This is a genomic window from Psychrobium sp. 1_MG-2023 (genome assembly GCF_030689115.1).
In the GTDB taxonomy this organism is placed as follows: domain Bacteria; phylum Pseudomonadota; class Gammaproteobacteria; order Enterobacterales; family Psychrobiaceae; genus Psychrobium.
In genome coordinates, this window is the sequence record NZ_JAUYVJ010000014.1 from 40,819 (window position 1) to 57,900 (window position 17,082).

The 17,082-nt window shown below is 41.6% G+C and carries 13 protein-coding genes; 12 read left to right on the forward strand and 1 reads right to left on the reverse strand.

Annotation, left to right across the window (positions count from 1 at the left end; genetic code table 11):
* The first annotated feature begins 52 nt into the window (after positions 1–52).
* From Q8W26_RS09175 to ispH, 6 genes are all read left to right on the forward strand, one after another.
* Positions 53–2,314, forward strand: a complete 2,262-nt coding sequence (locus Q8W26_RS09175; protein ID WP_101215820.1) for a winged helix-turn-helix domain-containing protein — start codon at positions 53–55, stop codon at positions 2,312–2,314.
* A 106-nt stretch (positions 2,315–2,420) separates the two neighbouring features.
* Entirely contained in the window at positions 2,421–3,365 is a 945-nt protein-coding gene (gene ribF, locus Q8W26_RS09180) for a bifunctional riboflavin kinase/FAD synthetase (protein WP_101215821.1), read from the forward strand.
* Between the two features lie 29 nt (positions 3,366–3,394).
* The gene (gene ileS, locus Q8W26_RS09185; RefSeq protein WP_101215822.1) at positions 3,395–6,217 is read left to right on the forward strand and encodes an isoleucine--tRNA ligase; all 2,823 of its coding nucleotides are present in this window, start codon (positions 3,395–3,397) and stop codon (positions 6,215–6,217) included.
* Positions 6,210–6,755, forward strand: coding sequence for a signal peptidase II (lspA, locus tag Q8W26_RS09190; protein ID WP_305473156.1), 546 nt, complete (start codon positions 6,210–6,212; stop codon positions 6,753–6,755). Before ileS ends, lspA begins: the two co-directional genes overlap by 8 nt.
* Complete coding sequence (fkpB, locus tag Q8W26_RS09195; RefSeq protein WP_101215823.1) at positions 6,752–7,177, forward strand: FKBP-type peptidyl-prolyl cis-trans isomerase; 426 nt, start codon at positions 6,752–6,754, stop codon at positions 7,175–7,177. Before lspA ends, fkpB begins: the two co-directional genes overlap by 4 nt.
* Entirely contained in the window at positions 7,177–8,112 is a 936-nt protein-coding gene (ispH, locus tag Q8W26_RS09200) for a 4-hydroxy-3-methylbut-2-enyl diphosphate reductase (RefSeq protein WP_101215824.1), read from the forward strand. Before fkpB ends, ispH begins: the two co-directional genes overlap by 1 nt.
* Positions 8,113–8,156: 44 nt before the next feature.
* Here ispH and Q8W26_RS09205 read toward each other — a convergent pair whose 3' ends face one another.
* Positions 8,157–9,449: an HD domain-containing phosphohydrolase gene (locus tag Q8W26_RS09205; protein WP_101215825.1), complete on the reverse strand. Its 1,293-nt coding sequence runs from the start codon at positions 9,447–9,449 to the stop codon at positions 8,157–8,159.
* Between the two features lie 294 nt (positions 9,450–9,743).
* On the opposite strand from Q8W26_RS09205, the gene Q8W26_RS09210 reads away from it, so the two are divergent.
* From Q8W26_RS09210 to Q8W26_RS09235, 6 genes are all read left to right on the forward strand, one after another.
* Entirely contained in the window at positions 9,744–10,826 is a 1,083-nt protein-coding gene (locus Q8W26_RS09210) for a glycosyltransferase family 4 protein (protein ID WP_101215826.1), read from the forward strand.
* 17 nt (positions 10,827–10,843) lie between these two features.
* Positions 10,844–12,085, forward strand: coding sequence for a glycosyltransferase family 4 protein (locus Q8W26_RS09215; protein WP_305473160.1), 1,242 nt, complete (start codon positions 10,844–10,846; stop codon positions 12,083–12,085).
* 29 nt (positions 12,086–12,114) lie between these two features.
* Entirely contained in the window at positions 12,115–13,278 is a 1,164-nt protein-coding gene (locus Q8W26_RS09220) for a glycosyltransferase family 4 protein (protein ID WP_101215828.1), read from the forward strand.
* A gap of 47 nt (positions 13,279–13,325) precedes the next feature.
* Positions 13,326–14,783, forward strand: a complete 1,458-nt coding sequence (locus Q8W26_RS09225) for a lipopolysaccharide biosynthesis protein (protein ID WP_101215829.1) — start codon at positions 13,326–13,328, stop codon at positions 14,781–14,783.
* Complete coding sequence (locus Q8W26_RS09230; protein WP_101215830.1) at positions 14,780–16,174, forward strand: O-antigen ligase family protein; 1,395 nt, start codon at positions 14,780–14,782, stop codon at positions 16,172–16,174. Before Q8W26_RS09225 ends, Q8W26_RS09230 begins: the two co-directional genes overlap by 4 nt.
* Positions 16,175–16,338: 164 nt before the next feature.
* Entirely contained in the window at positions 16,339–17,049 is a 711-nt protein-coding gene (locus tag Q8W26_RS09235) for an acyltransferase (RefSeq protein ID WP_101215831.1), read from the forward strand.
* The last annotated feature ends 33 nt before the right edge of the window (positions 17,050–17,082 follow it).

The following is a 17,082-nucleotide window of genomic DNA, read 5'->3' on the forward strand; positions in this document are numbered from 1 at the left end:
TCTGGCTGTTGTGGTATTTTTGACCTCGATTTGTCGATGAAAAGGAAAAGTCGTGAACTTTAGTTTTGGGCCATGGGTGTTAATATCACAACGTTGTTTACTTACTTCTCCGGAAGTAGAAAAGGAGCTCGACCCATTAAGTTTTAAATTATTATGCTTTTTCATTGATAACCAAGGCAGAATTATTCCTAGGCAAGAGTTAGTCGAAAAGGTTTGGCAGCAATCCTTTGTCGATGATAACGCGATTAACCGTGCCATCTCTGAACTAAGGAAACAGCTTAGTCACCCTCAATTTAAATCACATATTATTAAGACACATTACCGCAAAGGTTACAGTCTTACGGTAGAGGTAAGTCAAAGCGAACAAAAACTTTCGACTGAATTTGGGGCAACTAGTTCGAACTCAGAAATGAGCGAAGATGGACAAGAACAACTTGTCGAAAGCCTTAAGCTTGCTGAAGCAGAGAAAAAACATACGGAAAATGAATTACAACTAAATGCGAGCGGTCTCAATACCACTAATCATGCGAGCTCAACTACTCCTGAACTGAGTGTCGAGGAGGTATCGGTTAAATCGAAGGTCGCTTTGCATCGTTGGGTCATTGTGGCTTTAATTTTCGTAGTGATTATATTAGCAATTAAGCCCTTTTGGGCAGAGAACGATGGTGAGTTTAAAGTTTCTGAGAAACCTCTACCCACAATCCCGCTAGCCGCTAAACCAGTTGAACGCGATTTTTCTGTCACATCGGCGACTTGGAACCATGGCGGAGAAGGGAATCCTTTAGTTTCTTACGATCGGGAGTTTTTTGCCTATAGTAATACTTATCAAGGGGTGGTTAAGACTTTTGTGAAGCGATTGAGTGATCAGGCCGAAGTCGCTCTAAGTGTACCGGGATTAGAAGTTGGAGGAATATCTTGGCAATTAGGTCAGCAAAAGCTATTAACTTTATTGGTTAATAAGGACCGGAGTAGCTGTGATTATGTGCTATTTGATATGTCGACCTTTCCTGATATTCAACCTCCTAAAACGATAAAGTCGTGTCAGGCATTAACGTATGGCTATGCTCATTTAGATGAGAAAGCAGAAAACCTCTATTATACTCGCGTCGATACTGGTTTTTCTGGTTCTGCCATCTATCAATATAATCTAAAAAGGGAACGTGAGAATGTGCTGTTAGCACCAAGTGAAAATCACTATGGGGCAATGCAGGTACAGTTATCACCTGATGGTAAATATTTAGCTTATTTGTGGTCTCAAGTTAAGTCTTCACAGCGAGTGTATTTAATAAACCTAGAAACGCGTGAAAACCGTTTATTGCATGAAATGCCTTTGGCTAGACCGCATTACTCGCTTAATTGGTTTGATGATGGTAAACACTTACTAACTGCTGAGGGTGATCAGTTAGTGAAGCTAAATATTGATACAAAAGTCATTGAAAAAATTAAGTTACCGCAGGGGCTAATACCATTCTACATGGCCATTGAGTACGATAATCAGATATTGTTATCGCAAAGGGATACTCAAAAATATCAATTAATACGGGGAAGTAAGCTCTTTAGCCATTCGGATATCACATTTACTAATGCTCATGAATCAGAAAGTAGTGATTATTATCCTGCTACATCTAAAAGTAACGAAGAATTACATTATTTCATTTCTAAGAGAACGGGAAGTAGTCAAGTTTGGCGCAGCGAAAAAGGCCAACTAACGCAAATTACTACGGTTAAAAATAGTGTCATACAGCCAATCAGTGGCTTAAGGTTATCCTCTGATAATGAGAGGTTGATTTTTATACAAGGCGGCGACCCTTACCTTATTGATTTAAATGCTAACCAAGAGTATGCAATTGATGAATTAGATGAATTTGAAATTATTGATATCGCCTGGGGGAATGCTCCACACCTTATTTATTTTATTAATGTTGTCGGCGACAATAAACAATTACAGCTTTTTAATTTAATGACTCGGCAAATAACTTTAGTTAATAATGATGGTGCTGAGCGTCTTTATTCGAACGGGGCTGGGGACACTTTTTATTTATTCGACAATAACCTTCATAATATCGGTACTGGTAGCACAATAGCGATTACCATTCCAAGTGATGCCTTTGTTTTTTCAGATATGAATGAGCATTACTTTTTTGGTAGTGATGCGCTATCAACACTTTATCGGATGTCTTTGAGTAATGGGGAAGTTCAAAAGGTAAAAACGCCATTTAGACAGCACCGCTTTAGCATCATTGACGACAACTCTATTCTTTTCACCAAAAGGCAATTTAAAAATACCTCAATTAAGCGTGTCTCTTGGAATTAACGTTGTGAGTTCATATTATACCAATGAGATGGATTATTTAAGCTGCGCCTTAGGCGTGAATGTTATATAATCCGCCAGTTTTGAAGTGGAAGAGAACCTTAGATTTATGCAGTTAATTCGCGGAATACATAATATTACGGCCAAGCACCGTGGTTGTGTATTAACCATTGGTAACTTTGACGGTGTCCATTTAGGTCATCAAGAAGTGCTTAATGGGTTGAAAAAACGTGCAAAGTCTCTTGGTCTACCTAGTACTGTCATGACTTTCGAACCTCAGCCCCAAGAGTTATTTAGTGGTAAAAAAGAGGGCGCTCAACAAGCGCCAGCGAGGTTATCACGCTTAAGAGAGAAGCTTGTCTTACTAGCAGATTATGATATTGAACGTTTGCTATGCGTGCGTTTTGATCAAAAATTCTCGGCAATGACTGCTCAAGCGTTTATCGAACAGCTATTAGTGAAGCAGCTTGGGGTTAAGTTTTTAGTTGTTGGCGATGATTTTCGTTTTGGTCACCAACGCCAAGGCGATTTTGAAATGCTGCAACAAGCCGGAAAAAAATTCGGTTTTGAAGTAGTCAGTACGCAAAGTTTAAAAGTGGCAAGCACCCGTGTCAGCAGTACCTTAATTCGTCAGTGTTTAGCTGAGGGTAAAGTCACTGAAGCACAGGCGATGCTTGGTCACCCGTTTGTTATCAGTGGCCGCGTGCGTCATGGTGATAAAAAAGGTCGTACTATCGGTTTCCCAACGGCCAATATTGCCCTTGATCGGAAAGTTTCACCGGTGCAAGGTGTTTTTGCCGTTGAAGTGAGCTTAGATGGTGAGACGTACCAAGGGGTTGCTAATATAGGGCAACGCCCGACAGTGAAAGGTACTCGTATTCAACTTGAAATTCATTTATTTGATTTTCATGGGGATATCTATGGTAAGTGCTTAGATACTCGAGTATTGAAAAAGATTAGAACAGAAAAGAAATTTGAAACTTTTGATTTGTTAAAACAACAAATTGAAAAAGATGTCATCGAAGCCAAAGGTTTCTTTGGTTTTTGTAAATAGTATTTTGAACCTTAATGGTGTGATTATTAATGAGTGATTACAAAAAGACCCTAAACTTGCCAAAAACTTCATTTTCAATGAAGGCAAACTTGGCAAACCGTGAACCGATGATGCTTAAAGCATGGGATAAGTCGGATCTTTACGGTGCAATTCGTGCGGCACGTAAAGGCCGTAAAAGCTTCGTATTACATGATGGCCCTCCGTATGCGAATGGCGATATTCATATTGGTCACTCAGTAAACAAGATTTTAAAAGACATTATTATTAAATCGAAAACCATTGCTGGTTTTGATGCACCATACATCCCAGGTTGGGATTGTCATGGTCTGCCGATTGAATTACAAGTTGAGAAGAAACACGGTAAGCCGGGTCATAAGATCTCTGAAGCTGAGTTTCGTAAGAAGTGTCGTGCCTACGCGCAGCGTCAAGTGGATGGTCAACGTAAAGACTTTATCCGTTTAGGCGTGTTAGGCGACTGGCAAAACCCATACCAAACAATGAACTTCGATTTCGAAGCAAACATTGTACGTTCAATGGGTAAAATTATTGATAATGGTCACTTACAGCAAGGTGCTAAGCCTGTTCATTGGTGTTTAGATTGTGGTTCATCTTTAGCAGAAGCTGAAGTTGAATATGAAGATAAACGTTCACCTGCAATTGATGTACGTTTTAGTGCTGTTAACGAAGCTGAAATTCTTGAAAAAATGGGCATTGCGCCTGAGAAGGGTGGCAACGGTACTATTTCAACTGTTATCTGGACCACAACGCCGTGGACATTACCAGCCAACCGTGCATTATCAATGCATGAGAAAGTTGAATACGTATTAATTCAGTGTGAAAAAGACGGTCAGCAAGAGCGTTTAATTTTAGCGCATGACTTAATGAACAGCGCCATGGACCGTTACGGTGTTGATAAGTTTAACGTGCTAGGTCAATGTGACGGTAGTGCATTAGAGTTAGTGCAGTTTAACCACCCATTCTATGATTTCACAGTGCCTGTGATTTTAGGAGAACATGTAACTGTTGATTCTGGTACGGGTATCGTTCATACCGCACCGGGCCACGGTCAAGAAGATTACGTGGTTGGTCAAAAATACAACATTGAAGTCGCTAACCCAGTTGGCGCTAACGGTGTGTATCTTGAAGGTACTGAGCTGTTTGCTGGTCAACACGTCTTTAAAGCCAATGATGCAATCGTTGAAGTATTAAAAGAGCGCGGTGCATTAATTCATCATCATGCGTTACTACACAGCTACCCACATTGTTGGAGACACAAAACGCCAATCATCTTCCGTGCAACGCCACAATGGTTTATCAGCATGGATAAGAATGGCTTGCGTAGTCAAGCGATGGGTGAGATTCAAAAGACACAGTGGATCCCAGATTGGGGTCAGCAGCGTATTGAAAACATGGTTGAAGGTCGTCCAGACTGGTGTGTTTCACGCCAACGTACATGGGGCGTACCGCTAACAGTGTTCATTAATAAAGACACTAACGAGCTGCACCCTAATACCAGCGAATTATTAGAGCAAGTTGCACTATTAATTGAAAAAGAAGGCATTCAAGCGTGGTTTGATCTAGAGCCTGCTGAGTTCTTAGGTGAAGGTGGCGAGCAATACGTTAAAGTAACCGACACATTAGATGTGTGGTTTGACTCGGGTGTTACTCACGCTTGTGTGGTTGATGCACGCGAAGAGCTACAAGGTCCAGCTGATTTATACCTTGAAGGTTCAGATCAGCATCGTGGTTGGTTCCAATCGTCACTAATGACGTCTGTGGCGATGAACGGTAAAGCACCGTATAAGCAAGTGTTAACACATGGCTTTACCGTTGATGGCGAAGGCAAGAAAATGTCTAAGTCATTAGGTAATGTGATGTCACCACAGCAAGTGGTTAATCGTTTAGGCGCTGATATTTTACGTCTATGGGTTGCATCGGCTAACTATACGGCTGAAATGTCAGTATCTGATGAAATTCTTGATCGCAGTGCTGACTCTTACCGCCGTATTCGTAACACATCACGTTTCTTATTATCAAACCTAAACGGTTTTGAGCCTGAGACAGATATGGTTGCTAATGAAGATTTAGTGGCACTTGATCGTTACATCGTCGGTCGTGCTCATCAAATCCAACAAGAAATCATTGAAGCGTACGATACGTATCAGTTCCATGTTGTTATTCAAAAACTAACGCATTTCTGTTCTATCGAGTTAGGTAGTTTCTACTTAGATATCATTAAAGATCGCCAATACACTGCTAAGGCCGATGGCCTGCCTCGTCGCAGCTGTCAAACAGCGATGTACCATATTGCACAAGCATTAGTTCGTTGGATTGCGCCGGTATTAAGCTTCACTGCTGATGAAATTTGGAAGTCATTACCAAATGACGAAGAGTTTGTCTTCACCAGTGAGTGGTATGAAGGGTTAACAGCGCAAAATCAAGATGAAACACTGAACACTGAGTTCTGGTTACAATTACAAGACGTTCGTAATGCAGTTAACAAAGTGATGGAGCAAGCCCGTCGTGATGAAGTGATTGGCGGTAGCTTACAAGCTAACGTGACCTTATATGCCGATGATGCCTTAGCTGCTAACTTAAATAAAGTAGCTGAAGAGCTGCGTTTTGTGCTTATCACATCTGACGTTACCATTGTCTCAGGTCAAGCACCAGAAGCGGCAGTCGCAACCGAGGTTGATGGTTTAAGTGTGGTTGTTGAAGCGTCTACTGGTGAGAAGTGTGAGCGTTGTTGGCATCACCGTGAAGAAGTTGGTCAATCGGCTGAGCACCCAACATTATGTGGTCGTTGTATCACAAACGTTGATGGTGAAGGTGAAGTTCGTCACTATGCTTAAGTCTGTTGATACTCAAAATGATATGACTAAACCACAATTAGCGCAAAGCGGTTTGCGCTGGCTGTGGTTAACGGTCATTTGTTTAATCATCGACCAAGTAACCAAGATTTATGTGGCTAATAATTTTAGTCTTTATGAGTCTATTGCTGTGATTCCGATGTTTAACTTAACGTATGTACATAATGAAGGGGCGGCATTTAGCTTTTTAAGTGAAGCAGGTGGCTGGCAGCGTTGGTTCTTTACTGCAATTGCTGTGACGATCAGTTGTTTGTTAACCTATTGGTTACGCGCACTTCATAAAACAGAAAAGCTATTATCGATTGCTTATGCCTTGGTCTTGTCAGGTGCACTAGGCAATTTAATTGACCGTGTTGCCTATGGTTACGTGATTGACTTTTTAGACGTCTACTACGGTAACTATCATTGGCCTGCATTTAATATTGCCGATGCGGCTATTTGTGGCGGTGCGATGCTTATCATCTATGATGCGATAACGAATAAAGATGACCAATCATCTGCTGAGGAAAGTAAAAAATGATTAACGCGACAAGTGAAATAATTTTTCATGTGACGATGAAGCTAGAAGACGGCTCAGCTGCTGATAGCACTAAAGTGAATAACAAACCGGCTAAATTACGCATGGGCGATGGTAGCCTATCACCAGCATTTGAAGCTGAGCTTCAGGGGTTAGCCGCAGGTGACACTAAAGAGTTCACCTTATACGCTAAAGATGCCTTTGGCGAGATGAATCCAGATAATATTTATCACTTAGAGCGTAGCCGTTTTGAAGCAGAAAGCCTAGAAGTTGGTGCTATTATCGCGTTTGAACAGCAAAATGGTACCGAACTACCTGGCGTGATTCGTGAAATCGTTGGCGATTCTGTGACTATTGATTTTAATCACCCGCTTGCGGGTCAAACGATTACGTTTGATGTTGAAATCATTGAGGTAAATGCTTAATGTCAGTCAAGATCTTACGCGCTAATCCTCGTGGCTTTTGTGCTGGGGTTGATCGCGCGATTACTATCGTTGAGCGTGCGTTAGATTTGTTTGATAAGCCAATCTATGTTCGTCATGAAGTAGTACATAACAAATATGTAGTTGATGGTTTGCGTCAGCGTGGTGCGGTGTTTGTTGATGAACTTGATCAAGTGCCAGATGACTCAACGGTTATCTTTAGTGCACATGGTGTCTCTCAAGCAGTGCGCCAAGAAGCTAAGCGTCGAGATTTACGTGTATTTGATGCCACCTGCCCACTAGTAACTAAAGTTCATATGGAAGTGGCTCGTTCAAGCAAGCGTACCACTGAATGTGTGCTAATTGGTCACAAAGGACACCCTGAAGTTATTGGCACTATGGGTCAGTACTCAAATGACGATGGTGCAATGTACTTAGTTGAAACCGTTGAAGATGTTGCTAACTTACAAGTCAGTGACGAAAGTAGACTAAGCTACGTAACTCAAACTACACTATCGGTTGATGATACTAAAAACATTATCGATGCTTTACGTGCTAAGTTCCCTGAGATTGAAGGGCCGCGAAAAGACGATATTTGTTACGCTACACAAAATCGTCAAGATGCGGTGAAGGATATTTCTGAGAAAGTTGACTTGTTATTAGTCGTTGGCTCAAAGAATAGTTCTAACTCAAATCGTTTACGTGAACTGGCTGAAAAGAATAGCACAACGTCTTATTTAATTGATAATGCTGATGGCATTGATGCGAATTGGTTAGATGGTGTCGATGCTGTCGGCGTCACGGCGGGTGCATCAGCTCCTGAAATATTAGTGAATCAAGTGATTGAAAAATTGGTTGAATTGACTGGTGGTGAGGTTGTTGAAAACCCAGGTATTATTGAAGATACTGTCTTTGCTGTTCCTGTAGAATTACGCTAATAAGCTTAAGCTCTGGTGTTAGGCACCAGAGCTACTTTACACTCTTATGCCGCTCGGCTAATAAAGAGTAAAAATGAAAGATTAAAATCATTTTCCATCTGTTTTAACTTATCGATATGCTGTTGATCTAATTCGGTCCCTTTGGTTAATAACGTATTGTGGTTATGGTTCTGAATATCTTTGGTTAACCGATCCCCTAATTTTACTTCTCTGCTATTAACAGCATATTCTGTTTCTTCACCGTCAATGTTTGGCATTTGCAGTAATAGCTTTTTGTAATGTGCCACAATAATCGGGTCAAACACACTGCCTGCTAATTTACTTAATTGGTTTAATGCGGCTTGGGTTGATTGGTTGGCAACTAACTGTCGACCGATAATCAAATTATCAAAGTAAGTGATAGCACTAATAATGCGCGCACCCAAAGATATATCATTGGTTTGTAAACGTGATGGTGAACCGGAACCATCGTAATGCTCTGTTAATTGCTTGATGATTTCCACGACTGGGGCCAACTCATTAATATGACCTAGCATATCGGCACTTGTGCCATAGAACTGTCTAAATGACTTTTTGTCTTGATGGTTTAATGCCTCAAATGGTGTTTGCAGCATGGATTGTGGCAACGCCATTTTTCCCGTTTCATATAATAAAGCGGCAATATAAATTTGGAATACTTCTAATGGCTCTGCCTTGAGCTGCTGAGCAATAAGTTTTGCATGATTAGCAACTCTAAAGTTATGGCGTGTATCGTCTTGCGTATGTAACAAAATCGACTCGGCATAGAGCTCAATAAAGGTTGAGAACGTTTGTTTTAAGCGACTAAAGTAACGTTCTTTTGTTGATGATTCTTTGGCCAACTGTTGTTGATTAACATTAATTTTCTTTTCTAATATCGAGTTTTGAGAACTTAAATTAGCACTTTTGTTTAAATTTATTTTAAGCAAACGCTCTGTTTTTAGCTCGTTGACATAATTTTGATAGGATGACTTTAACTCTGATTTTAGTTCGTTACTGTCCCACGGTTTGGAAAAGTAATGAGTGATTTTACCATTATTTATGGCATCCACTGTTGCATCTATATCGGCATGCCCCGTCAATAAAAAGCGTCTGGAGGTGGGATTGATCTCTTCTACCTTGGTTAAGAAAGTGGCACCATTCATTGTCGGCATTCGCATATCTGAGATGACCAGAGGGAGTGGATGCTCAGCGTAAAAAGCTAAAGCTTCTTCAGGATCAAGAAAGAGATGCAGTTCAAAGTCAATTCTTAAGACCCGACGTAATGCATTTAAAATTTCTTCTTCATCATCAAGGATAAGCAAAGCGGGTTTTGTCATAAAAAATCATTCCATTAATTAAGCTAAACGCTGAAATTATTATTCTTATCCCTCTAGTTATAAATCATTTGCCTGTAAAAAAATATAAAAATATTTAAGCGAATAATATTTTTATATGACGTTTAAATCTGCACAATTTGTAAATCACAACGAGACTTAGCATTTTGCAAAGCAAAATAAAAAAAAGGTTACAGGGAATTCAGTTTTATACTGCATTACCTTGAAAATATTAGATTTATTGATATGGCATTGAGGTTGCAACATACAGCTTAAGAAATAGTTTAAGAGGCCATTATGAAAAATAAATCGTCAACAGTGTGGTTAGTCCTTGATAGTCGTCATTTTGGGGGCATTGAAACTCATGTGCTTGAGTTAGCTAAGGGGTTATTAAAGCTTGGAATAGAAGCTGAGGTAGTTTTTCTTGCTGATTATGGTTTTCATCCGCTTATTCAGCAATTACAGCGCCACGGAATAAAGTATCGTCAATTAAACAATGGGTTTATTTCTTTGTTTTGTGCTCGCTTTGCTGAGAAACCACTGATTGTTCATGGTCATGGATACAAGGCAAATATTGCGGTGAAATGCCTAAAATATTTCAGTATGCAGACCACCATATGTACCTATCATGCGGGGGAGGCGCTTTCAGGTAAGTTAGCTGCTTATGATTTTATTGATCGATGCAGTGCGTCAATTGCCGATGTGGTGATTGCTGTTAGTGATGAAATTAATAAAAAAGTTAGAGGTGAAGCAAAAGTAATAAATAATTTTGTTGCTGTTAAACCGCAATCTTACCCGGGAAAGCAAGTAGCTTTCGTTGGTCGCTTAAGTGATGAGAAAGGGCCACAAGACTTTATTCGATTGGCTCAACATTTCTCCCAACAAAGTTTTCACATTTATGGTGACGGTCCTTTGTTAGAGAGCCTAGCGTTTAGTGCACCAACAAACCTAATTTTTCATGGCTATCAAATTGACATGAATGATCACTGGCAAGATATCGGGCTGTTAGTGATGCCTTCAAAATTTGAAGGTTTACCCATGGCTGCACTGGAAGCGATGTCTCATGGGATCCCAGTTTGTGCTTATGACGTTGGCCGATTAAACAATTTAATTAACCACGAGAGTGGGTGGTTAGTTCCTGCTGGTAACTTTAAACAGCTCAAAAATTGTGTCTCAAAGTGGCTTTCAAGTTCACTAACCGAACACTTCCACCGCACTCGCTGTGCTAGAAAGGCGGTGATAAAAGGTTTTAGTGATGATGTTGTGATCCCACAAGTGGTGAGTAGTTATAACCAAGCCTTAATTAATAATAATGTGGGGGTCAGTATTGTCTTAAATCGTGAAACAGCTAAGCAACGCCCATCATATGGTTCTGTGTAATGGCCTTAGGAGGCGTTATGGAAAAGGTCGAGAGCAAAAGAGTGCCAATCTTATTTGTACATTACGGTGAGGATTGGATTCGAGGCAGCGAGCGTTGTTTATTAGATTTATTGAAATGTCTTAATAAGAAAACCTTTAAACCTATTGTTTGGTGTAATAGCCAAATAATGGCTGCGCAAGTGAGAAGGTTAGGTGTAACGACTTATTGTCAACCGTTCACCTTGTTGTTGGGTTGGCATAAGCCGTTTTTTGATTTTAATGGCTTTCGCCAGCTAATACATAGAGGCGAGACATTGGTGGATCGCCATCATGTAAAAATTATTCACAGCAATAGCGGTGGGCCCTGTCAATGGCTTAACTTTGTCGCTCGAAAGCGCCAAATACCACTGCTTGCTCACTTACATTGTCGTTACCCTTTGCGAGATCGTTTTACACTCGGGCTACATTGGGTCACCAAGAGCATTGCTGTTAGCCAACCTATTGCCCGTCAACTCCTCGATGATTCAGTCAGGAAGGACAGGGTGGAAGTCATTAGTAATGGTATCGATTCAGCTCGATTGTGCCCTGAACAAGTTATCGATATACGTCAATTATTAGGGTTTGATGCAGGCGATATTGTGCTGTTCTCGACCGGTTCGTTAATTGAGCGTAAAGGGATGGATTTGATTATATCTGCTATCGGCAAAGCGCGATTGCAGTATCCACACATCAAACTCGTGATTGCTGGAAGTGGAGAGTGCCATGAGCAGCTTTGCCAACAGATAGAAGCCTTTGAATTACAAGATTCAGTCTTTTTACTGGGTGAACGGGATGATGTGCCTAGCCTTCTACAAGGAGGCATCGATATCTTTATCTCGGGTGCTAGAGAAGAGGTTTTTGGTCTGGTTCTCGCTGAAGCAGGCTTACATGGTATCCCGGTCATTGCTCCACGCGTTGGTGGGATACCAGAGGTTATTCAGGATGGAGAAACCGGCATCTTAGTTGAGCCAAATGACATTATGCATTTAGCTCAGGCCATTGAAAAATTAGTGTCTAGACCTAACCTGAGAAAGCAATTGGGTAATGCAGCGAAGGCTTATGTTGAAGAACGTTTTTTAATTGAAAGGAATGTCGCGCAGTTTGAACGTTGTTACTGCGATTTAGTTAAGCAGCATCAAGCGACAAACACTGTTGCTTTGAAGCAGGGCTGGTGGCTAGGCCTTAAATCGTTAATCCATTTCATTGCCAAGCTATGGCGAGGACAATTAATCAAACAGTAACAGCTTAGAGGGCTGTATGGGAGGAGAATATGTCAAAGTCAAAACACATTGTGGTATTAGATACGATTGCATTCGCTGGTGGCTCAAAAGTGGCGACGAACAGCTTGTTGTTAAGTATTACTCAGCCACACACTCGTATTACCATTATCACAGGAGATAAGGCGAGCTGGGCCAATAGTCATTATCAACTTCAGACACTTTGGCGCTGGTCGTGGTTAGAGAACTTAGAGCAAGGAATTGGTTACTTTCTACGTCACTTGATCTTAGCGATGAACGTAATGATTGTTCGGGTACGCTTTGGCAAAATTGATGTTGCAGTGGGGGCTTCTGGCCCCGGTGTTGATCTGGCTCTGTACATGGCTCAACTGGTTTTTGGTTTTTCGATTATTCAGCTTATTCATGGCCCTGTTGCTGCATCTCGGACAATTGCACGCTGTCTTGAACGTGCACAAGCCGTGTTTTACTTAGCCAGTACACTCCAGTCTATTTTGCAAAGTTTAGCGCGTTTAATGACGGAAAAGCAGATAGCACAACATCTTACTGCTAGTCATTATCAAGAGTTTAAAAATGGTTTACCTGCGGTTGATTGGCCGAGTCAATGTCAATATCGTCAAGCTCGTATCTTGTGGGCCGCTTCTTTATTAAAGTGGAAAGGCTTGGATTTGTTTATTGAGGCGAGCAAGCGGCTAGTGAGCAAGCAGCCGTTAGACATTGATATATGCTATATCAGACCCGTAGCAACATTACAGCCGGTCTCTCAAGCGCCAGTTCCTTTGATGGCAGACAGAGCTACATCAACCAGCTTAATAAAACAGTGTGGCCGCAGACAATACTTACCTCAAGTGCATTGGTATGAGCAGCCAAAGGATCTTGACGCTATTCGCTCAGGTTGCAATATTTTTGTATCGACCAGTATCAAAGAGCCTTTTGGTCTCTCTATTTTAGAAGCACTTGCAGCGGGCCTTTGTGTATTAATCCCTAGTGATGGCGCTTATTGGGATAAAGAGTTAACGGACGGGCTTAACTGTATTAAATACAAGCCTAATGATCCTCAAGATCTACACCAAAAATTAGACGTTGTTTGTAATAACACTGCACTCATACAGCAAATCGGCTTGCAGGGGCAAGATATTGCTCAAACCTACCAAGCTGAACAGCTTTATCGACCCGTCCATCAAGTGATTTTCTGTTGATACTTTACGCCTCGGCCATGACTGATTAGTAAGTATAAGGAGACGTTATGAAAATCAAAAGTTTGAGGGTGCTACCAAAAAGCATTCAACACACGATGATCTATGGTGTGAGTATTGCGCTAATGAAGTCAATCTCGTTGATCATGTTGCCCATTGTTGCACATTACTTAACACCGTCGCAGTTTGGGCAATTAGAGCTATTAACCAGTATCGGAGTCGTCTTCAGTATTTTGGTTGGTCTTGGCCTTGAAAGTACATTGTTTCGCTTTGCTGGATCCGAAAGTAATGAAGTGAAAAAAAAGCGCATTGCGGGTGGTGTTTTAACTTTAACATTGATTAGTGGAGCCCTTGCTGCTCTAGCGGGTTGGCTAATTGCGCCTATTGCATTGGCACAGTTTGGTTTACCTGTATCGGCATTGCAATTACGACTGGTATTACTGGTGATCGCTTTTGAAGGCGCGATAGCCATTCCATTGGCTTGGCTACGAATGCGAGAACAGGTGACCACTTTCTTTATGTTGACTTGCACTCGAACCTTACTGCAAGCGTTGTTAATCATTGCTTTCTTACGATTAGGGCTGGCCGTTGACGGTGTGTTATTGGCATGCTTTCTGGCCGCGTTTATTCAAGGTGCTTATTTAACTTATGTGATGTTCAAGGAAACTGGATTACGTTGGATTGGCGCGCAATCCTATGTCTTTATTCGCTATAGTATCCCAATTGTTGGGAGTGGTCTCATTGCTTTCTCATTGGCTGGGCTAGATCGCTGGTTGTTAGCTGATTTCGGTAGCTTAACTGATGTGGCGATCTACGGTGTTGCTGCAAAGTTTGCACTGGCTACTGTATTATTAGTACAACCTTTTGGCATGTGGTGGTTACCAAAGCGCTTTACTTTATTGCAAGAGCATGGAGGGCAAGAACGAATAGCACTTTATACTTCAATGGGGATTGTTTTTGTGCTTGTCGTTGCAGTGGTTGTCACCTTCATTGCACCGTTATTGATTCAATGGTTACTACCGAAGGAATATTACAGCGCCATTGAATACATTGCTTTTCTGGTGTTAGCAATGGCGTTCAAAGAAATTTCAGAGTTGGTCAATATTGGCTGTTTTGTTGGAGAGACGACGCGTTGTCAGTTTTTGATCAGTCTCGTGACTGCTATCATCGGTGTTGTGAGCATGTGGCTATGGATTCCAACGTATGGTATTTGGGGGGTAGTAATTGGTTTAAATTGCGCGTACTTCACTCAGGTGCTGTTATTTTTCCTACTAAGTCAATATTATCTGCCGTTACCCTATGCAATGACAAAAATCATCAGTATTGCACTGTTGTGCCTAGTGATTGTTTATAGTTTACAGTTGATAACCATTAATCTTTTTAGTGTTGTCATCACTTCGCTGCTCATGCTTGTAGCGATTGCAGTGAGTATTTATTTTATCTCACAAGCACGTTACCAAGCCCTGGTTCAATTCTTTATTTTACCAAATACATCGAGTAAATCATGAGTCGTGATTATAGGGAATGGGCAGACTCTTCAAGCGCATATAAGCATGTCCGCCAAGCAAACCGCTGTTTGTTTGTGCTGGTGGTGTGTGTGTTGTTCAGCCTGATTTGGTGGAAAATTCCTCATCCGCTACTTATTTTAGTGTTGGCTATCCTTCCTATCGGGGCTTTAGTTGTAGTGAGTGTGCCGTTTTATTTAGTGTTGCTATTTGTTGTTTTCTCTTTCTTTCGATTACATGAGGTGTTCCCGCAACTTTATTCATTAAAAATTCCCTTGTTGCTCTCGCTTGCTTCAATGGCTGGTTTGATATGGCATATTGGGTTCACCAAACGTATACAGCCATGGTGGAGTCGGGAGTTAACCCTACTGAGTATTTTTTTCACATTAATCGCGCTCGGGGTTATTTTTGCCAGTAATCGGCCAATAGCCATTGAGTACTTTAAAAATATCTATTGGAAAATTGCGCTGATGACGTTTGCTATCACTTGGTTGACTAAAAGTGCGAAGGATTTCACTTTTGCTTCCGTGCTATTAACTTGTTCTGGCGTGTTAGTGAGTCTGGTTGCAATATCAAATAAACTTAATGGGATAGGGATGGTTGAAGAGACAAGGGTAACCATTGGACGTGCAATTGGGTCGGTGCTGGGGGATCCTAATGATCTTGCGTTAGTGCTGATGTTTCCTGCGGCCTTTGCGGCAAGTTTGGCGTTGACTCCAGGATTGAATAAATTGACGCGATGGCTTGGCATTATAAGTATTCCTGTGTTGTTTTTTGCTATTTTAGCGACGCAAAGTCGTGGGGGATTGTTAGGCGTATTAGCAGTGTTTGGGCTGTTTTTTTATCAGCGTTCACAAAATAAGTTGGTGTTTACAGGAGTGTCGGTTGCCGCAGGTGCACTACTTTATGTGGTCGCAGGAATCTCGGGACGCTCCTCTGGCGGTGCAGGGGAAGAGGGGATCGATGCTTCGGCTCAGGGGCGCTTATATGCATGGGAAGCGGCTTGGAAGATGGCAGTGGATAATCCACTCTCTGGGGTAGGCATTGATAATTTCTACTCTAACTATTTTTACTACAGTCCACATTGGGATGGCCTAAACCATGCCGTACATAGTACGTGGTTTGGAGTGTTGGCTGAGTCGGGTTTTTTGGGGCTGCTGGTTTTCACTGTGTTAATTTATTACTTATTAAAATTAGGTTACCGCAGTTTAGTAACACTTAATCAAATGCCGGATGCGCCGCCTATCTTATACGCTTGTGCCAATGCCTCTTACTGTGGCTTGATTGGTACTGTAGTCGCAGGCACCTTTCTAACCCAAGGCTTTACCTGGCCGGTGTATATTTTAGCGGCGCTGTCCATGGCTGTCGCACAATGGGTTAAGCGCCACCAATAGTTATGTCTCATTTTGCAACAATCCTTGCAAAACCTTTTGCAAATCACACTTAAGATAAAAGTGTATATCCTATCTTTATGTAATTTAAAAGTTTTTTAGTTGGCATCAATGCTGCTCTTTACTAGGTAAGTTGTAACCGCAATTATCTGCTTAAGGGGTTTATTATGAGTTTCGCAACGTTAAATCACATGAAGTCTTGGCTAAAAACAAGCCGAACTCCTTTTGTTCAATCGTTATGGCGCTGGGCTAAGGCTATTCACTGTGGCGATATTCCATTGCCGAAATCCCCGTATCGAGTGCTTTACTTTTTTCATCAGCTAGTGACCAGCTTATGCAGCTTTATGATGCGCCTTGGTTATTGGACGCCATTATTTAAAAGCCGTACTAAAGCCTGTGGCGGCCAACTATTTCTTTATGGTGGCCTGCCATATATCGCTGGAAATTTAGATATCTCACTCGGGGAGCGCTGCCGAGTTTCTGGGCATAGCACGTTTACCGGGCGGACCTGTAGCAAACAAACACCGATGCTATGGATTGGCGACAATGTTGATATTGGTTGGATGACGACGATTGCCGTTGGTAGCAAAGTTGTTATTGGTGACAACGTACGTATTGCTGGACGTGCTTTCTTGGCTGGCTACCCAGGTCACCCTTTAAATGCAGAAGAACGCGCTTTAGGGCTTGCGGAAACCGATGCGCAAGTAGGAGGCATTATCTTAGAGAATGATGTGTGGTTAGCGACAGGGGTGTTTGTCATGGCGGGGGTAACTATCGGTCAAGGCAGCATTATTGCTGCATCAAGTGTTGTTACTAAAGATATTCCGGCAGGAGTTCTAGCGGGTGGTAACCCAGCCAAAGTCATTAGGAAGCTTTAAAGCAATGATTAATGCAATTGAGTGTAGGAATGA